Annotated in this window: 16 protein-coding genes; 13 read left to right on the top strand and 3 right to left on the bottom strand. The window is 37.3% G+C overall.

The window, feature by feature from the left end:
* Positions 1 to 102: 102 nt before the first annotated feature.
* Positions 103 to 1,323 carry a DNA polymerase IV gene (gene dinB / locus RM549_RS09550; RefSeq protein ID WP_311684125.1) on the bottom strand — a complete coding sequence of 407 codons (1,221 nt, stop codon included), beginning with the start codon at positions 1,321 to 1,323 and terminating at the stop codon, positions 103 to 105.
* A 194-nt stretch (positions 1,324 to 1,517) separates the two neighbouring features.
* Here dinB and RM549_RS09545 point away from each other — a divergent pair, with 194 nt between their 5' ends.
* Both RM549_RS09545 and RM549_RS09540 read left to right on the top strand, forming a co-directional pair.
* Positions 1,518 to 1,913, top strand: a complete 396-nt coding sequence (locus tag RM549_RS09545) for a (deoxy)nucleoside triphosphate pyrophosphohydrolase (RefSeq protein ID WP_311684123.1) — start codon at positions 1,518 to 1,520, stop codon at positions 1,911 to 1,913.
* Positions 1,910 to 5,056 (top strand): DUF3427 domain-containing protein, encoded by a 3,147-nt coding sequence (locus RM549_RS09540; RefSeq protein WP_311684120.1) that lies wholly within the window; start codon positions 1,910 to 1,912, stop codon positions 5,054 to 5,056. The genes RM549_RS09545 and RM549_RS09540 overlap by 4 nt, the downstream gene beginning before the upstream one ends.
* Before the next feature lie 184 nt (positions 5,057 to 5,240).
* On the opposite strand, the gene RM549_RS09535 is transcribed toward RM549_RS09540, so the two are convergent.
* The gene (locus RM549_RS09535; RefSeq protein WP_311684119.1) at positions 5,241 to 5,483 is read right to left on the bottom strand and encodes a hypothetical protein; all 243 of its coding nucleotides are present in this window, start codon (positions 5,481 to 5,483) and stop codon (positions 5,241 to 5,243) included.
* 519 nt (positions 5,484 to 6,002) lie between these two features.
* Between RM549_RS09535 and RM549_RS09530 the strand changes: the two genes are divergently transcribed.
* From RM549_RS09530 to RM549_RS09520, 3 genes are all read left to right on the top strand, one after another.
* The gene (locus tag RM549_RS09530; protein ID WP_311684118.1) at positions 6,003 to 6,539 is read left to right on the top strand and encodes a Crp/Fnr family transcriptional regulator; all 537 of its coding nucleotides are present in this window, start codon (positions 6,003 to 6,005) and stop codon (positions 6,537 to 6,539) included.
* 57 nt (positions 6,540 to 6,596) lie between these two features.
* Positions 6,597 to 7,145, top strand: coding sequence for a DinB family protein (locus tag RM549_RS09525; RefSeq protein WP_311684117.1), 549 nt, complete (start codon positions 6,597 to 6,599; stop codon positions 7,143 to 7,145).
* A gap of 117 nt (positions 7,146 to 7,262) precedes the next feature.
* Entirely contained in the window at positions 7,263 to 7,520 is a 258-nt protein-coding gene (locus RM549_RS09520) for a hypothetical protein (RefSeq protein ID WP_311684115.1), read from the top strand.
* 125 nt (positions 7,521 to 7,645) lie between these two features.
* Here RM549_RS09520 and RM549_RS09515 read toward each other — a convergent pair whose 3' ends face one another.
* Positions 7,646 to 8,149, bottom strand: a complete 504-nt coding sequence (locus tag RM549_RS09515) for a Cif family virulence factor (RefSeq protein ID WP_311684113.1) — start codon at positions 8,147 to 8,149, stop codon at positions 7,646 to 7,648.
* 1,036 nt (positions 8,150 to 9,185) lie between these two features.
* Between RM549_RS09515 and RM549_RS09510 the strand changes: the two genes are divergently transcribed.
* The 8 genes from RM549_RS09510 to RM549_RS09475 all read left to right on the top strand — a co-directional run bounded on the left by RM549_RS09510 (position 9,186) and on the right by RM549_RS09475 (position 17,515).
* Complete coding sequence (locus tag RM549_RS09510) at positions 9,186 to 9,917, top strand: SDR family oxidoreductase (protein ID WP_311684112.1); 732 nt, start codon at positions 9,186 to 9,188, stop codon at positions 9,915 to 9,917.
* 33 nt (positions 9,918 to 9,950) lie between these two features.
* On the top strand, positions 9,951 to 10,286 hold the full coding sequence (locus RM549_RS09505; protein WP_311684111.1) for a hypothetical protein: 336 nt from the start codon (positions 9,951 to 9,953) through the stop codon (positions 10,284 to 10,286).
* Between the two features lie 197 nt (positions 10,287 to 10,483).
* The gene (locus RM549_RS09500) at positions 10,484 to 12,076 is read left to right on the top strand and encodes a carboxylesterase/lipase family protein (protein ID WP_311684109.1); all 1,593 of its coding nucleotides are present in this window, start codon (positions 10,484 to 10,486) and stop codon (positions 12,074 to 12,076) included.
* Positions 12,077 to 12,361: 285 nt separating this feature from the next.
* The gene (locus RM549_RS09495) at positions 12,362 to 12,520 is read left to right on the top strand and encodes a hypothetical protein (RefSeq protein WP_311684107.1); all 159 of its coding nucleotides are present in this window, start codon (positions 12,362 to 12,364) and stop codon (positions 12,518 to 12,520) included.
* Positions 12,521 to 12,960: 440 nt separating this feature from the next.
* The gene (locus RM549_RS09490; RefSeq protein WP_311684106.1) at positions 12,961 to 13,542 is read left to right on the top strand and encodes a PAS domain-containing protein; all 582 of its coding nucleotides are present in this window, start codon (positions 12,961 to 12,963) and stop codon (positions 13,540 to 13,542) included.
* 655 nt (positions 13,543 to 14,197) lie between these two features.
* Positions 14,198 to 15,184, top strand: coding sequence for an aldo/keto reductase (locus tag RM549_RS09485; RefSeq protein WP_311684104.1), 987 nt, complete (start codon positions 14,198 to 14,200; stop codon positions 15,182 to 15,184).
* 437 nt (positions 15,185 to 15,621) lie between these two features.
* Positions 15,622 to 16,242: a DNA-binding response regulator gene (locus RM549_RS09480; protein WP_311684102.1), complete on the top strand. Its 621-nt coding sequence runs from the start codon at positions 15,622 to 15,624 to the stop codon at positions 16,240 to 16,242.
* Positions 16,235 to 17,515: a sensor histidine kinase gene (locus RM549_RS09475; protein WP_311684100.1), complete on the top strand. Its 1,281-nt coding sequence runs from the start codon at positions 16,235 to 16,237 to the stop codon at positions 17,513 to 17,515. The genes RM549_RS09480 and RM549_RS09475 overlap by 8 nt, the downstream gene beginning before the upstream one ends.
* Positions 17,516 to 17,607 lie beyond the last annotated feature (92 nt).

Here is a 17,607-nt window from a genome sequence, read left to right as displayed (position 1 = left end):
AAACTTAACGCTTAAAGCCTATTACTATAACTTCCCCCCTCCTTAACTCACTTGCTCTTTTGACTTTTTGCTTTTAAACCTTCAACATTAAACATTAAACATTTAAAAGTGTCTATGCGCAAGAACTACCGGTGGCTCGCCGTTAAAAGGATTTTCAGATCTGCCAACACTCGCACCGCCAAGCGTAGAAGCCCTTACCACGCTATGTTCGCCAAAGCGGCTTCTAATTTTGTCTATAGAATTATAGAGCCGTAACATTTCTTCAGAATCATCAAACAGGTTAATCTGGTAATGCCCGCCTACGAGTCCGGTGTATTTTATTCCGATAAGGCGAATCAGGAGTCGGCGCGAATAAAGCTGCTTAAAAAGCTCTTCAATTTTCGGAATCAGGATATGATCTGCACTGGTATACGGAATCTTAGCCTGTTTACTCACCGTCTGAAAATCTGAATAACGGATTTTCACACTTATACTCGAGGTAAGTTTATTACCGCGCCGCAGCTGATAGGCAAGATTCTCTGCCATTCCCACCAGCGTGGCATTTAGCTGCACCATATCTATCGTATCGCGGTTAAAAGTACGCTCTGCCGAAATAGATTTTCGCTCGTGAAAAGGAACAATAGGCGCATCATCTATCCCATTCGCCCTTTTCCAGATGGTACGCCCATTTTTGCCCAGCACACTTTCCAGCATTTCCACCGGCATTTGCTGGATAGTTTCAATTTTCCTGATCCCCAGGTTCATCAAAATCTGAAATGTTTTATTCCCGACCATAGGAATTTTACCCGCAGAAAGTGGCGCCAGGAAAGCCTTTTCTTCGCCATTGTCAATATAAAGTTCATTGTTGGGTTTTGCCTCCCCGGTGGCGATTTTGGAAACGATTTTGTTTTGTGAGAGTCCGAAAGAAATTGGCAGCCGGGTTTCTTTTATAATCGTTTCCCTTAGTTCGTGAGCAAATTTCCTTATTCCGAAAAATTTATCCATCCCGCTAAGATCTGCATAGAACTCATCTATACTCGCCTTTTCAAAAGCGGGCACCCTGTTTTTAATAATTTCGGTTACGAGATGGGAGTGCGCGGTATAAACCGAAGAATCTCCTTTTATCACTACAGCCTGCGGACAAAGCTGCCGGGCTACTTTCATGGCCATACCAGAATGCACTCCAAATTTACGGGTTTCATAACTGGCTGCGGCCACCACGCCCCGGTCTCCCATTCCGCCCACAATCAGCGGCCTGTTTTCCAGCCTTGAATCCCTTACTCTTTCTACGGAAACAAAAAAACTATCCAGATCCAGGTGGATGATTGATTTATTTTTCTTCATTGCAATTTGGATTATTTCCCTCTAATAGGAATAAGTCCAAAATTATAAAATAAATTTGTGGCCAGTGCGGAAAGAATAGTTAAAAAGGAATGTTTCCTGTTAAATGGAATTTGTCCAATTAAGGAGGAGGCTGGAAGAAATTAAACCTTAATTCTCATTAAATCTTGTATTTTTATGCACAAAGCTTTTCCCCATTGAAAGTAATTCAAGTCACCTGTGCTATTATAGAGAAGAACGACAAGATTCTTTGCGCCCAACGAAGCGAAAAAATGAATCTTCCTCTTAAGTGGGAATTTCCAGGAGGCAAGAAAGAAAAAGATGAAAATCTTAGAGAATGTATTCATAGGGAAATTCTTGAAGAGTTAGGTGTGGAAATTAAAATTTCCGAACAACTTCCTTCCAATAAACATCAATATTCACATGATAAAATAATTGAACTTATTCCATTTCGCTGTTCCCTGCAAACATTTGAAATTGATTTAAAAGAACATCTGAAAATAGAATGGGCATCCAAATCTCAGTTAATACAATTCGACTGGGCTGAAGCAGACATTCCTATTGTTCAATATTATATACAGAATTACAAATGAATTTTGAAACTGGTCTTTACGAACAGCTAATAAATAAATTGGTTGCAAATAAATTAGAATCCATTGATTCTGAAAAATTTCACATCAGCGAAACTACACTAGACAAAGAAGAGGCTTCACAATATCTAAGTCTTTACTTAGCTGAAACAATTAAATTTGCTCTTAATGAGATTAAGGAAAAAGATCGCCCTTTAAAACAAATTGAGCTTTCCAATAAGATAATTCAACTATTAGTCTCAGAGCTCAAAAATGTAGAACTATCTGATAATCTATTAGAAAGTGAAGGCAAAATACTGCAAGCCGTTTTTTCAAAATTAAATTTCCCGTTTTCCAATTTAGAAGCGCGATTAAAAGAAATTACACCTTATACTCGCTTAAGCCAAAGCGAACTATTCACTGGCAACAATGTTGGAATTTCTTTGGAAAGTGAATTGAGAAAAGAAATTCTTTCTTCAGATGAAATTTACTGGTTAGTCTCGTTTATAAAGTATTCTGGAATTCGGATATTTAAAAAAGAGCTGGAGGAATTTACAAACAGTGGTAAAAAATTAAAGATTATCACCACTTCTTATATGGGAGCCACGGACGTGAAAGCCGTTGAATACCTGTCCTCTTTACCTAATACCGAAATAAAAGTTTCTTATAATTCTGAACACGAACGTCTGCACGCAAAAGCTTATCTATTTTTAAGAAACTCAGGTTTTCATACTGGTTATATCGGTTCATCGAATCTTTCTCGATCTGCTCTAACAAATGGTTTAGAATGGAATTTAAAAGTGACTACACAGGAAATTGGACATATTATTGATAAATTTCAAAAAACCTTCGAGACGTACTGGGAAGATCCAGAATTTGAATTTTATGAAAAGGGAAAGGATCGAGAAAAATTAAGTAGTGCTCTTAAAAGACAAAGTTCATACGGCACAAATCAAATCACGACCTTCTTCGACCTAAAACCATATCCATACCAGGAGGAGATCTTATCCAAACTGCAATCTGAGAGAGAGGTGCACAACAGGCATAAAAATTTATTAGTCGCAGCCACTGGGACAGGAAAAACAGTTATTTCAGCGTTTGATTTTAAAAGATTTTATTCTAAAAATCCCAGTTCAAACTTTCTATTTGTTGCTCATCGAAAAGAAATTTTACAACAGGCACAAATAACATTTCAGCACGTCTTACGGAATTCTAATTTTGGTGAACTATGGGTAGATGGAAATGAACCTGAAAGATATAATCAAATTTTCGCTTCCGTTCAGACTTTACACAGTCGATTAAAAAACCTTGAACTGGCGTCTGATTTCTTTGACTACATAATAGTTGATGAAGTGCATCACATAAAAGCGGATAGCTACCGACCAATTCTCAAAAGATTTGATCCCAAAATTCTCTTAGGATTGACAGCTACACCAGAAAGAATGGACGGAGGAGACATAGCAGAAGATTTTCACAACAAAATTGCTGCGGAGATAAGATTACCGGAAGCATTAAATCGGAAGCTCTTAAGCCCATTTCAATATTTTGCTCTATCTGATGCGATTGATCTGTCCAATGTTAATTGGAGAAATGGAAAGTACGAAATAAAAGAACTTACTAAACTTTATACTGAAAATGACAGACGTGTTTCCGACATTATCCATAACTGTGAAGAATATTTAACTGATATAGATGATGTACAGGCTCTAGGATTTTGCGTAAGTCAAGATCACGCAAAATATATGGCAGAAAAATTTACAATAGCAGGTCTAAAAGCTGATTATTTGGTGAGTAGCAATAGTTCAAACAGAGAAGTTTTGAGAAGTCAGCTCCTGAAAAAGGAAATAAATTATCTTTTTGTAGTAGACATTTTCAATGAAGGAGTAGATATTCCAAATATTGATACTGTTCTTTTTCTTAGACCTACAGAAAGCTTGACTGTCTTTCTACAGCAATTAGGCCGTGGCCTCAGACTTGCAGAGAATAAAGACTGCTTGACTGTCCTGGATTTTGTTGGAAATGCCCGTCCAGAGTACGATTTCGAGCATAAATTCAGAGCACTTGTAGGCAAATCTCATACATCTATAATTAAAGAAATAGAAGATGAATTTCCCCATTTACCTTTAGGCTGTTCAATTGTACTGGAGAAAAAAGCCAAGGAAGTAATCTTAAGAAACATAAGGGAAGCAACTGAATTTAGGAGACCTCAGCTCCTCCTTAAAATTCAGAAGTTTAAACATCATTCTACACTTCCGCTTACCTTAAATAATTTTCTAGAATTCCATCACCTCAAACTTCAACAAATTTACAAGAAAGGAAGCTGGAAAAGATTATGTGCAGATGCAGGAGTTATTTCAGATTTTACTGAGCCTCAAGAGAAAGAACTAACAACTTGTATGCAGAAGAAGCTTATACAATGTAATTCATTAAGTTATTTGCACTTTATTCAGAAGGTAATATCTGAAGATACAGATCTCGATTTATTAAATAATGAGGAAGAGATTATGCTTCTCATGTTCCATTATGATGTATGGCAAGAAGCCGGAACAAAATTAGGATTCAAAAATGTTAAGGAGAGTATTGTATCACTTAGGAAAAACAAGGTGATGCTTCAAGAAATGCAAGAATTCACAGCTCATCAAATTGAAAAAATAGAATTTGTTGAAAAAGATATAGATTTACGCTTCCCTTTCCCCTTAAAACTCCACGGCAGATATAACAGAGAAGAAATTTTAGCTGCAATAGGAATGAGCACATTCAGCAAAAAATCGTCCAATCGCGAAGGATCTGCTTTTAATAAAAAACTAAACGTTGAGGCATTATTCGTGACGCTAAAAAAGACTGAAAAAGAGTATTCTCCCACCACTATGTATGAAGATTATGCTGTGAACAAAAATCTTTTTCATTGGCAATCGCAAAACAGCATTTCTCCAAATTCTCCAAAAGGAGAATCTTACATACAACACAAAAATATCGGAAAGAGAATTTTACTTTTCGTAAGAGAACAGAACGTAGATGAATATGGATTTACTATGTCTTACACATTCTTGGGGGAAGCAGAATTTATAAAGTCCAAAGGAGCGAAACCTATGAGTGTAGAGTGGAGACTTCATGAGCCAATGCCATCTTACATTCTAAAAGAAAGTCAAAAATTAGCTGTTGGTTAAGCATGTCAGAAGAATAATTAGATTAATTAGTGCAGATATTGGAGAGAAATTCAAAGTAGCACCCTGAATTTATTTGAGCTCGAAAGATATAAAAAAGAACGTGAAGCGGCTTTACCTTTTTCCGCATCATTGACTGATTTGATGAAAGTCGTGATATGATTATCAGACCTTTATTCCTTCCCCTTTACCAGTCTATTTTATAAAATGCTTTTTTAGAAATTGCTTCCAAAAGATTTGTTTCAGCTCCAATTTCATCTGAATTCAGCTCCTGATAACTTTCATCAATCTCGTGGATAATCAGAAACTCTTTGAAGTGTGGCCTATAACTTATCCTTTTGCTGCTCTTACCCCAACCTCCGGCTACGAGAATAAAAAAATCTACGAAATCTCCATTTTCTTTAAAGGATTCAGCTTTAAAATGTTCCATATTCTTTATAAGCACGTAATTCACAATACAAAATTAGTGGATAACCAAGTTAAGAGTTTTTAGCACATGATAAAAAAATTCTTCTTTAAATTCATTTTTAGCTCTACTTTCGCTTTTTCTCCAAGGAAAACAGGAATAGATTTCGGAGTTCAAATTCATTCTAAATCAAAAAAGCCCTTCCTGCAATATTCTCCAAAAAGGGCATTTTTGATATCTATTATTTTCTAGCTCTTGCTATTCTTCACTTCCTCAATCCACCGGTCAATTTGTCTTCCAGCAACTGCAAAGGCACCGTTCCGATTTCCAGCACTTTATTGTGATATTTCCGAATATCAAATTAGTCTCGCTACTCTGATTTTAGCAGCTGTAGTAAAAGTTTTAAATATTGTTGAAATCTTAGGATGAAACAACTATGATAGGAAAACCTGTTTTGTGGAAAACTAAAGGTCTAAACTTCGGCTATTCATTATCTATTGCTTATTTACTGCTATTGAATAAATTAGAAAAACATTTGAAATTATGAACCCTCTACATCAACTTCAGCAAAAAATAGAAGAGCTAGACCTCTGGGAGCGGGATTTCAAACCTCTTCGCAACGAATATATTAAAGTAGCAGGAAGTATAGACACTAATATCTATTTTGTAAAAGAAGGCAGCCTAAGGATTTTCGTGGTAGATAAGGAAGAGGAGCTTACCATCAGGTTTGCTTATAAATACAATTTTGTGGCTGCACTGGACAGTTATATTAGCCAGCAGCCTTCTGATCTTTACATTCAGGCACTGAAAAAGTCACAACTAAAGGTAATTGGAAAGAAGAAGTTTATGGACTTTATCTTCAGCAATAAAGAAAACCTGAAACTGTGGCACGTAATTTTAGAACAATTAGTTTTTCAGCAAATGGAAAGGGAAAGAGACTTACTTACCTCCTCCCCTTCCGAAAGATATCAAAGAGTCCTGCAAACAAGTCCGCAACTATTTCAGGAAATTCCGAACCGCTACATCGCGTCGTACTTAAGAATGACTCCGGAAACACTTTCAAGGTTAAAAAAGTCTTGATTTGAATCAAGATTTTGGTTTTCAGAAACTTCGATATTTGTTTTAAAGTTCAACAACATGAAAATAGCTTCCGAAGACTTAATTTCTGATTTAAAAGCACGTACCCTTCAAAACCTTCGCAAAGCAGAACAGATGAAAAAGCTTCCACTGGAAAATTTAAACCATAAAGTTAATGATCATTCCTGGAGTGCTTTAGAATGCATTAAACACCTTAACCTCTACGGAGAGTATTACTTGCCGGAGATAGAAAAGAGAATAAACCAAAGGGACTACGCTGCTGAAGAAAAATTTGCATCTGGCAAGCTTGGAAATTATTTTGCTAAAATGATGCTTCCCGGTGAAAAGATGAAGAAAATAAAAACCTTCAGGAACAAAAATCCCAATGGCAGTAAATTGGATAAGGAAGCATTGGAAGAATTTATTATTCAGCAAAATAAAATATTGGACCTCCTGGAAAAAGCAAGAAAAATTAGCCTCAATAAAACTAAAACCTCTATTAGTATTACAAGCTTTCTTAAATTAAAGTTGGGAGACACCTTAAGAGTGGTAATATATCATAATGATCGCCATATGCTACAGGCGCAGAAAGCACTTGAAATAACATAATTCAATCACTTCAGAATCCTCAAAATTCAAACACAACTTCTATAAATGCTTTAAAAATTTACCGATCTCAATTATTTTTCGTAAATTATATCACTTTTCATTAAAAAATAAATAGTTATGGAAGATGCTTCGCAAAATTCGAAACTAGTAAGGGAATGTGTAGGAGATTTTATTTTTAAAAAGAATAGTGGCATTAAAAGAAATGATTCGGGAGCACTTACGCTTCCGCAGGAAATAAGCTTTTACAAATTGGGAGGGAAATTTATAAAGATTGAAATGATGAATTCCGGATCTTCGAAAAAATCCTCTAGAAAGCAGAAAATTTTTCGCTGCGCTTATAAAATGATGACGCGGTTTAACCGCTCCCTCAATTAACCCAGCATCCTTCAGCAGTACTAAGAATCTAAATTAATAAAGGCCGATAATTAGCATTTAAAGCTGCCACCTTACCGACCTTCATTTCAGTAAAATTCCTGGTTTAAAAAACCGATTTCCAGGTTCTAATCAGAATTTCCTTCAGAAGAAATATCCAGAAGTTTTATTTTCCACTGGCTGTCACTATCGTCCTGTTCCCAAATAATGGTATAAGTTCCTTCCCCTGGCGTACTTTCTTCTTCCTTAGAAAATGTCCCGGCCTGGTACCTGATTTTTTCACCCGAACTATTCACCATAGCTTCCCTAGTAAGACCTTTCATCGCAACAGAATTATTATTTAACCACATCCTGATACTATCGGTATCCTTCACGCCTTTACCGCCGGTTAGCAACACCGCATCATCTGCAATTATTTCGGCAAGTCCCAAAGTATCTTCCTGGTTCAACAACTCGTCCCAGTCCTTCATCAGGTTTTCGGGATCTCCCACTTGCTTCTCTACAGTAGCCCTATCTTCTACGTCTACTTCCTGTTCTTCAATTTCTTCAATATTTTGTTGATTTTGCTGAGCATCATTACAGGAAGCAATGGCTACAAAAAACAATAAAAACAATAATTTAGAAATTTTCATAGTTTCTGGTTTTTTTGATTTACCTCTTAAGATAAGCATTCTGAAGTAAAATTTATAGCTCCGGAAGTCCTTTTGGAATAAAATAACATTTTATGTGAACAGGAAACAGGAAGCAGGAGACAAGAGACAATAGACAATAGACAATAGACAATTAAAAATGTTAGAAAAATGAGATCACACTTCGACAAGCTCTGTGTGACATTCCAAACACAAAGAAACTATAGTGATAACATTATCAAATTTTCAAATTAGCACATTTTCAGATCAACACAGTCCGGCTGAGCCTGTCGAAGCCCTCCACTATCTCATCAGCAAATCTTCAAATTACTTTATGACCCGGCCTATCGAAAGTTTATCGTAAAATTTGAAGTGAAGGCAACGTAAAATTTTATGCTGTTTGAGCTGTGCAGAAATTAGTACTTACAAAAAGTATGACAGCGAGTTCACAAAATTTAGGTGCCGAATGAAAAATTTAGATAAAGTTTCGTAAGCCTTGATTTTTTGTTTCTTTTTCATCTAAGGAAAAAGAAAGAGGGGAAATAGAATTACGAGGTATGAAGTTGGAAGTACGAAAAAGGTCGAAAATTGGCTTTTTGGAGGTTCTATCTTAAACGGAAACAGGAAACAGGAAGCAGGAAGCAGGAAACGGGAGACAGGAAACGGGAAGCAGGAGACAAGAGCCATGACTCAAAGATATTAGAAAAAAGATCAAAACACACTTCGACAAGCTCTGTGTGACAATGGAAGCTACAGTCCGGCTGAGCCTGTCGAAGCCCTCATTATTTCATCAGTACATTTTCGAATTTAGAAATTTTCAAATTACAACTTCCTAAGCCAGAAAGCATCTCGACTCCGCTGTGACATTGTGGACAACAATGAACTACCAATAAAATTAGAAGTACCATCAGTAAACCAAACCATTGTACCAAAGAAACATTTTCACATCTCCTTTAACTCGTTAAATTCTTGTTATTTACAAACCTCTTAACTCCTTCTCCAGTGAGAATATTGGATATTTAGGAAAAAGTGAAAAAGAATGATTTTAAAGAATAAAGTAGCAGTAATTACAGGAGCAAGCAGCGGAATTGGAAGAGCAATTGCTAAAAAACTTTCTAAGGAAGGTTGCCATGTCGCCCTCGCCAGCCGTAGTGTAGATAAATTGAAAGAACTGCAGATGGAAATCGGAAATAAAAGTATGGTCGTGGAGATGGATGTAAGTCTCACCGATAGTGTGGCTAACGGTTTTAAAGAGATAATAAGAGAATTTGGCAGGATCGATATTTTGGTAAATTCAGCAGGTGTTATGCCGCTTACCTATCTAAAAAACCGTCATCTGGATGAATGGCTGCAAACCGTAGAAGTGAATCTAAAAGGTTGTCTCCGGTGTATATACTCGGTACTTCCGCATATGAAAAAACAGGAAAACGGACATATAGTAAACATAGCATCTGTAGACGGAAAGGAAATTTTTGAAGGCGGTGCCGTATATGGCGCTTCAAAAGCAGCGGTTATTGCACTGTCAAAAGCCATGCGAATGGAACTTTCTACGGAATTCAACATCCGCGTTACCGCGATAGAACCGGGAACAGTCGCTACCGATCTTCGGGAGGACATTACAGATCAGGAATTACTGGAAGACAAAGATTACAGTGAAGACGAGGCGAAACTGGATACGGAAAATATAGCCGATGCTGTTTTTTACGCAGTTTCACAACCGGAAACTGTAAATGTTAATGAGTTATTAATTAAACCAACAGGAAAAGCATAATTAAAAATAAATACTAATCTAAATTTGACAAATATGAATGATGCAGTAATAAAAACCGGAGAAAAACTCGTAACCCGCGGCAGCGACCTTGTTGCAATGGGAGGAAAACTATTGGCAAAAGCCACAGCTTTTAAAGTAGGCAAAACCCTTGCCACCCGCGGCGGAGTTATTGGCGTGGGCGTAGCAGCAGCAGCGGGTGTAGGTTACCTTGCATATAAATATATACAAAGTAACAGCGACGAGATCAACGAGAAAAAGAAAAAGTTCAAAAATAAATTCAACAAAAAGAAACACAAGATCGAGCAGGAAAACCAGGACCTTAGTGGAAATTACAAAGGTGTAAAAGGAGATAAAAAGATTGTGATTTAATTTTTTCTACCACATTCAAAATTATAGCAGGCAGTCCAAAAATGGATTATTTAGCTGTCTTAATGGCTTCGGATTGTACAGGATTTCTATGTACTTCAAAATACCGGAATTATTTTAGCAGTGCGATAATTGCCATTTTTGGACTGCCTCTTTTTTTCTCGTATTATTTGTATATTTAAAAGATAACTCTGCTTTTCATGAAAAATATTCTGTTGCTTTTCTTCGCCCTCTCCATCATTTCCCCTTCTGTTTCCCAGGAGCAACAACCTGCACAAAGAGAAATTAAAAAAGGGAAAATTGGTGGTTATTATGATGCCAAAAAAGATCTATTTATCTATCTGGGCGTTCCTTTTGCACAGCCCCCGGTTGGAGAATTGCGATGGAAGGCTCCACAGGAGTTGGAAGAATGGGAAGGAGTAAAAGAAACCACTAAATTTGGCCCTTCGCCTGTGCAGGCAAGGATTTTCGACGATATGGTTTTCCGTAGTGACGGCCAAAGCGAGGATTGTCTTTATCTTAATGTATGGACGCCTGCTAAAAGGGGCACTGCAAAGCTCCCCGTGCTGGTTTATTTTTACGGCGGCGGCTTTGTAGCCGGCGATGCGTCTGAACCCCGATATGACGGAGCTGCCATGGCTCAAAAAGGCATTATTGCGATAACGGTAAATTACCGACTCAATATTTTCGGATTTTTTGCCCATCCCGAACTCAGCGAGGAAGCTGAATATAATGCTTCAGGAAATTATGGACTTCTGGACCAGCATGCGGCTTTACAATGGGTTCAGGATAATATTGCGGCTTTTGGCGGCGATCCCAAAAAAGTGACCATTGCGGGAGAATCTGCCGGTTCGGTTTCTGTGAGCGCACAAATGGCCTCTCCCCTTTCCAAAGATCTTATTGCTGGTGCAATTGGCGAGAGTGGCGCTGCTATAAAACCCACTCTGGCGCCTGTTTCTTTAGCTGAAGCTGAAAAAAACGGAGCTGAATTTGCTGAAAAAAATGGCTATACTTCTATTGAAGAAATGAAAGCAGCGAGTACTGCTGAAATATTTGAAAGTTATAGAAAGTCAGATGCTTTCAGGTTTTCCAGTGTTATCGACGGCTACTTTTTACCGGAAACACTTCCGGAAATCTTCAGGAAGCGAAATCAGGCGCAAATTCCGTTGCTTTTAGGATGGAATTCTGCCGAAATTCCGGGTACAGCCTTTATGCAGGACGAATCCTATTCCGAAGAAAATTACATTGAAAAAGTAAAAGAAACCTATCCTGAAAACTTTGAAGAAGTTCTGAAGCTTTATCCCCACAGTTCTGCAGACGAAATTGAGAAATCTGCCACCGCTTTGGCTTCAGACAGCTTTATCTCCTACAGTACCTGGAAATGGTTTGACCTGCACCGCAAAAACAGTAACGAACCCGTCTACCGCTACCTCTATAGCAAATTAAGGCCGTCGCTTAATAATCAGGATTCTGAAAATGCACCACAACAGCAACCGATTGGTGCTCCACACGCCGCAGAGATCGAATATTTTATGGGCAACCTGGATCTATTTGATACTTACGATTGGACAGAAGAGGATTTTACAGTTTCTGCGACCATCATGCAATATTTGGCAAACTTCATTAAAACCGGAAATCCAAACGGAGAAAACCTTCCCGAATGGCCGGCTGCAGAAGCTCATGATGCCACCCCGCCGGTAATGATTATCGACTCAAAGTCTAAATTTAAAGATGCAGAAAAAGACGACAGGTATTTATTCCTGGATAAAGCTTACGGCAATATCGGGGAATAATAAGTTACAATAAATAGAATAAGGTTTTCGTGGCAGCAACAATTTCTATAAAAAATCATCTTTTTTGTCTCTTAAAATCTTGGGATACAGGATCGGTTATCCTTTAGATTTTGAGGATTTTGTTAAACATGGCTTCAGCTTAGTTAAAGATGTTTAAAAGGTTTTGAAAATGGGGTTGATTCAGATTAACTTTAAAGAAACAGGAGTGTTTAAAAGCACAAAAGTTTCCACCTGATAAAGGTGTTTGATCAAAAAAAATCAACTTAATTTAAAAACAACAACATTATGGATGTAGCGAAAACAGCAAAAGAAACAGGAGAAAAAGCAGCAAAAATATGGGCTGCAAAAAAAGGATTGGGATTATTCGGAGGTCTCTTAAAATGGGGTGCCATTGCAGGGGTAGCTTATCTTGGATACAAAATATATAAAGATAATGCAGAATAAATTCTGCACATAGATGTAGCCTAATTTGGCTTCAATATATATTTTGAAGTCCATTTTTTAAATAAACAGATGTTAAATGGAAAGCTTATAAAGATATTTTAAGCTTTCCATTTAAAGTTAATGGCAATAACATTACCATCACATGGGGATTAGCACTACATTTATTTTTATTATAAACGTTGAGTGGGCAAACAGAATTGGTTTGTGAAGCGGATTAAGGTACTTTTATTTTTAATTAAACTTGGTATTGAGTGACATTAAAAGGGCTTCGACAGGCTCAGCCTGACGACGCTATGAGTATCTTTGTGTCACACCAATCGAAGATGCAAAGGCGCATGTTGACCACTGATAAGATTATTAAGTAAAAGGTTCTTTAATTATTTAGCACATTGCTTCCCACACCGGGGTTTATAATTTGAGAAACAAGCTAAAAACAGCAAATGAGTAGATATCAGGATGATTTGAGCAATATGAGGTCACTGGATCTCTACCTGCAAACCCTTAGTGACAAGGAGTACAGGAAAATAAAAAGCAAAATTAACTCCCATAGATTAGCTACCGCCCCACTGGCTGGTATGGATATTTCCTCCACCAGTTTCCACTCTGCTTTAAACAGAAAGAGAAAAGAAAGGGAACTAAAAAGCCTGAAACAATTTCAAAAAAGATTCGAATGGCAATTCGATATTAATTCGGTTCTGGATGAAGAGTACGATGCGCTGGTATTAACCGATGCAACCCGTGTAATTAATTGGGTAAGCAAAGGATTCTATGAGATGACAGGATATGCTGCCAGTTTTGCCATTGGACGCACTCCCGATTTCCTACAGGGACAAAATACTCCTGAAGAGATTAAAAAGAGGGTGTCACGTAAATTAAAAGAGGAAATTATTTTCACTGAAACATTTACAAACTACAGAAAGAATAACGAGGAATATTTATGCGAAATCACAATTATTCCGTTGCGCTCCTACGGCACAGAACTAACTCATTTCCTGGCGCTGGAAAGAGAAGTCGCGGCTTAAAGATGTGCTGATTCGGAAAGTTTGATAATTGCCTAATTGTAGAAGCTTCATTTATTTTTAGTCCCGGAATGTCACGTCGAGCGGAGTCGAGACGCTTTTAAATCGAATTAACGTACAAAGCGACACTCCAAAATAATTATTATCGACCTGTTCATTCTTCTTTTCCTTGAATGAAAAGAAACAATCGCGATTGCTGGGGTTTATTGTCACACTGACCCTGTCGAAGTGTGAATTTTATTTCTGAACAACTTAAAGAGACAGCTCAAAAATGGCAATTATCGTCTAGAGTTGCTACTCACGAATCATTTCAAATTTCATAAATCTTCAATAGGTCGGTTCATAAAAGAAATGTGAGAATTTGCTGATTTTAAAATTTACTGATGACCTAATCGTACGTCCCTCTTTCGTATGTTCTAATTTATTTTTAGTTCCGGAATGTCACGTCGAGCGGAGTCGAGACGCTTTTAAATCGAATAAACGTAGAAAGTGACACCTCAGTTGTTGGTTCCCTATATCCGAACGCTGACAAACCACGAACTTTTTACCAAAGTAGAGAGCGCTCTTCCTGTTATAAAATTCCTAAACTTTCCCTTTAAAGCTCCCTGTTCTTTTTTATGCTCCTTTTAATCTTTAAATTTATAAAAAACAGAAGATCATGAACTATAGAACACTGGGAAAAACTGGTTTAAAAATTTCAGAAATTTCACTTGGAACCTGGCAGGTTGGAGGAAAATGGGGATCCGGGTTTGATGATGAAAAAGCCGATCAAATTATAAATGCTGCGATAGACCAGGGTGTGAATTTTATAGATACTGCTGATGTTTATGAGGAAGGTCTAAGTGAAAAAGCGGTAGGACGGGTAGTACGCTCCCGGTCTGAGGAAATATATGTAGCCACAAAATGTGGAAGACAAATTAATCCGCATACCAACGAAAATTACACTCCGGAAGCACTTGTAAAGTTTGTGGAAGACAGCTTGAAAAGAACCGGACTCGAACGCCTGGATCTTGTGCAACTGCATTGCCCGCCCACAGATGTTTACTATCGTCCCGAAATCTTTGAAGCTTTTGACAAACTTAAAGATCAGGGGAAAGTGCGCAACCTGGGAGTGAGCGTAGAAAAGATCGAAGAGGGCATAAAAGCAATGGAATATGATAATGTTGCTACTGTTCAGATTATATTTAACCTCTTCAGGCAACGTCCCTCAGAGCTATTTTTCTCGGAAGCGAAGAAAAAAGATGTCGGAATTATTGCCAGAGTGCCGTTAGCCAGTGGATTACTTACCGGGAAATTTGATTCCAATACTCATTTTGATAAAGAAGATCACAGAAACTTCAACAGGAATGGAGAAGCTTTTGACAAAGGGGAGACTTTCGCAGGAGTCGATTTTGAAAAAGGGTTAAAAGCAGTGGACGAATTAAAAGCGCTCTTTCCGGACGCAAAAAACCTAGCCCCTATAGCTTTACAATGGATCCTTCAGTTTGAAGAAATAAGCTGTATCATTCCGGGTGCATCTAAAAAAGATCACTTATTATCAAATACTTCAGTTTATGATCTTCCGCCGTTATCTTCGGAAAAAATAGAAAAAATGAATGCTATTTATGATAAATACATCAAGCCGGAAGTTCACCAGCGCTGGTAGATTTCAATATCGGTAGCTAACAGCAATGCTGTTCTACAAGCAACAGTTTTATATTAAGAGGCCGTCCCAAAATGCCAGTTTTCGTCATATGAACCAATTTTAGAATGACGTTAAATTCATTTTTGAACGGTTTTATCTTTTCCTCAGGTTTTTCAGCTATTACTGAGCATTAAACTCTTTCACCATAAGTGGGTATTGTGCTGTAAATGCTTTTCTTCTAATTTTACTGAAAAAGATAACTTCAGAATAAATATTCCTTCGACTCAAACTTTGTTTTTGACCAAATCTATCGGATTTAGTTTAAGCTGTATTTTGTTCAGTTTAAGCCTATAAAATATTCAGAAGAAAAACTATCTTTCTTACTATTTTCAGCTTTAAAAGCTAGGGCTTTTGGTAAATGGTAATTTTGAAATTTTTATATGTAATACACCCTCACAATGATTTCTGAAGAAAATAATGCTGCTGAAAATCTTCATATTTTAATTATTGAAGATGAGATCCTGGTTGCAGAGAATATTGAGAAAATCCTCAGTAAACAGGGCGATTTTGTATTTTCTATTGCGGCTAATGAGAAAGAAGCGCTAAAACTTTTCAGAAAAAATCCTGCTAAATTAATTATAAGCGATATTCATCTTAATGAGAGCGCAGACGGGACAAGCATCGTAAAAAAGATCCAGAACGAACAATGGGTGCCGGTAATTTATATCTCTGCTTATACCGATAAAAGTTTCCTGGATTCTGCGTTGGAAACCGAACCTGTGGTATACCTCGTAAAGCCATTTCTTGAGCGCCAGTTACTGGTAGCTTTTTCTATTGCCCTGAATAAAATTGAAAAAATCGATCTTGGTAATGCTGTTGCCAAACCCAGTAGCAGGGAATTGCAAATTATAGGATTGCTCACCCGCGGATTTAACAGCCGGGATATCGGAAATATCCTTTTCCTTAGCGAACATACAATCAAAACCCAACGCAAAAATCTTCTTAAAAAATTTGACGTGGCTTCTACTTACGAATTAATAGCCCTGGCAGCCCGGCTAAAGTGGGTGAAAAATGAATAAAGAATCGATGGCAATCTCTCACTTCTTAAAATCGCTGAGCGGAACTGAAGGACTGGAAATTGAACAGAGGATTTTTAATGTTTCCTCGTTTTCAATTTCTGTTTTTGCGCTGGTAGGGACGGTAATAAATTATATTATAGGCCTAAACATGGCTGTTGTTGGCTTAAGTTTTATAGGCAGCATCATCGCTTTTTATCTATTTTATTTATCGAGATACAGGAATAAATATTCAAATCAATTAATAAGTTATTACCTGATAGCGATAATTACAGTTCTGGGCATCATGTACTTCTATAACAATGGGCTTGGAGGCACGGTCGCCTTCCTTATAATTGTACTCCTAAACGTCTTTATTCTGGTTGCGCCGGCAAGATTTCAATATAAAATAGCTGGTATTCTGTTTCTTTTCTATGCAACCCTGCTCATCCTGGAGCTTAACTTTCCTGGTTGGATTACTCCGTATTCCTCCAGGGGTGAAGCGGTGATAGATCATATGACCACCATGTTTTATTCTATGGGATTGACGACTTATGTAATTATTAACTTCAGGAACAAAATGCTGAAGGACAGAAGGGAAATCCTGAAACAGAATAAGGAAATTCAAAGTCAGAAGATGGAAATTGAAAGCAGGCAGCAGGAACTTCAAAGAACCGTCAACGAATTGCAGGAAAGAAATACCTTTATCGAAACCCTGTTACGGGAATTGAGTCATCGTGTAAAAAACAATCTCCAGCTGGTAATAAGTATACTGGATATGCAGATTATTGAAGATGAAAAGTCGGCTCAGCAATCCCAGGTACAGGAAACCAAGAATAGGCTTACGGCCCTTATTTTGGTGCATCAGCGGTTGTATGGACAGGAAACGGGTGTTGCTATTTTTATGCCTGATTATATCAAGGAACTTTGTGAGTCTATAGAATTCTTTAATAAACCCAAGACTTCTGAAGGCGAAATTATCTCATATTATGTCGAGCCTATTGATTTAAATGTTGAAAAGGTAATTTCGCTGGGTCTTATCATAAACGAAATTATTACCAACTCCTTTAAACATGCTTTTCAGGACGCTGAACATCCTAACATTACAATACGTTTTAGGTTCATAGATTCGCAATACCATCTGCAAATAGAAGACAACGGTTCAGGCTTTGTTTACAACAAAGACAACAACAGGACAGGAATGTCTTTAATCCACTCCCTTACAAAACAGCTAAACGGAAAATTAACTATTGATACTGGACCCGGTAAAGGCTCAAGCTTTTCCCTGAATTTTTAAACCTGAAACCACTATATTTCCCTTCAGAAAAAAAATAAAGAACAATAAGAGGATCGTGCATCTTGATTTAAATATTTAAAGAAAAGTCTCAC

Source organism: Autumnicola patrickiae, assembly GCF_031846525.1.
In the GTDB taxonomy this organism is placed as follows: Bacteria; Bacteroidota; Bacteroidia; order Flavobacteriales; family Flavobacteriaceae; genus Autumnicola; species Autumnicola patrickiae.
The sequence above is the reverse complement of the archived record's forward strand: the minus strand, read 5'-3'. Positions and strand labels throughout refer to the sequence as shown.

Bases quoted from the DNA above. Each gene is read 5' to 3' on its own strand.
- dinB (WP_311684125.1), bottom strand. From the start codon at position 1,323: ATGAAGAAAAATAAATCAATCATCCACCTGGATCTGGATAGTTTTTTT.
- RM549_RS09540 (WP_311684120.1), top strand. From the start codon at position 1,910: ATGAATTTTGAAACTGGTCTTTACGAACAGCTAATAAATAAATTGGTT.
- RM549_RS09535 (WP_311684119.1), bottom strand. From the start codon at position 5,483: ATGGAACATTTTAAAGCTGAATCCTTTAAAGAAAATGGAGATTTCGTA.
- RM549_RS09530 (WP_311684118.1), top strand. From the start codon at position 6,003: ATGAACCCTCTACATCAACTTCAGCAAAAAATAGAAGAGCTAGACCTC.
- RM549_RS09525 (WP_311684117.1), top strand. From the start codon at position 6,597: ATGAAAATAGCTTCCGAAGACTTAATTTCTGATTTAAAAGCACGTACC.
- RM549_RS09520 (WP_311684115.1), top strand. From the start codon at position 7,263: ATGGAAGATGCTTCGCAAAATTCGAAACTAGTAAGGGAATGTGTAGGA.
- RM549_RS09515 (WP_311684113.1), bottom strand. From the start codon at position 8,149: ATGAAAATTTCTAAATTATTGTTTTTATTGTTTTTTGTAGCCATTGCT.
- RM549_RS09510 (WP_311684112.1), top strand. From the start codon at position 9,186: ATGATTTTAAAGAATAAAGTAGCAGTAATTACAGGAGCAAGCAGCGGA.
- RM549_RS09505 (WP_311684111.1), top strand. From the start codon at position 9,951: ATGAATGATGCAGTAATAAAAACCGGAGAAAAACTCGTAACCCGCGGC.
- RM549_RS09500 (WP_311684109.1), top strand. From the start codon at position 10,484: ATGAAAAATATTCTGTTGCTTTTCTTCGCCCTCTCCATCATTTCCCCT.
- RM549_RS09495 (WP_311684107.1), top strand. From the start codon at position 12,362: ATGGATGTAGCGAAAACAGCAAAAGAAACAGGAGAAAAAGCAGCAAAA.
- RM549_RS09490 (WP_311684106.1), top strand. From the start codon at position 12,961: ATGAGTAGATATCAGGATGATTTGAGCAATATGAGGTCACTGGATCTC.
- RM549_RS09485 (WP_311684104.1), top strand. From the start codon at position 14,198: ATGAACTATAGAACACTGGGAAAAACTGGTTTAAAAATTTCAGAAATT.
- RM549_RS09480 (WP_311684102.1), top strand. From the start codon at position 15,622: ATGATTTCTGAAGAAAATAATGCTGCTGAAAATCTTCATATTTTAATT.
- RM549_RS09475 (WP_311684100.1), top strand. From the start codon at position 16,235: ATGAATAAAGAATCGATGGCAATCTCTCACTTCTTAAAATCGCTGAGC.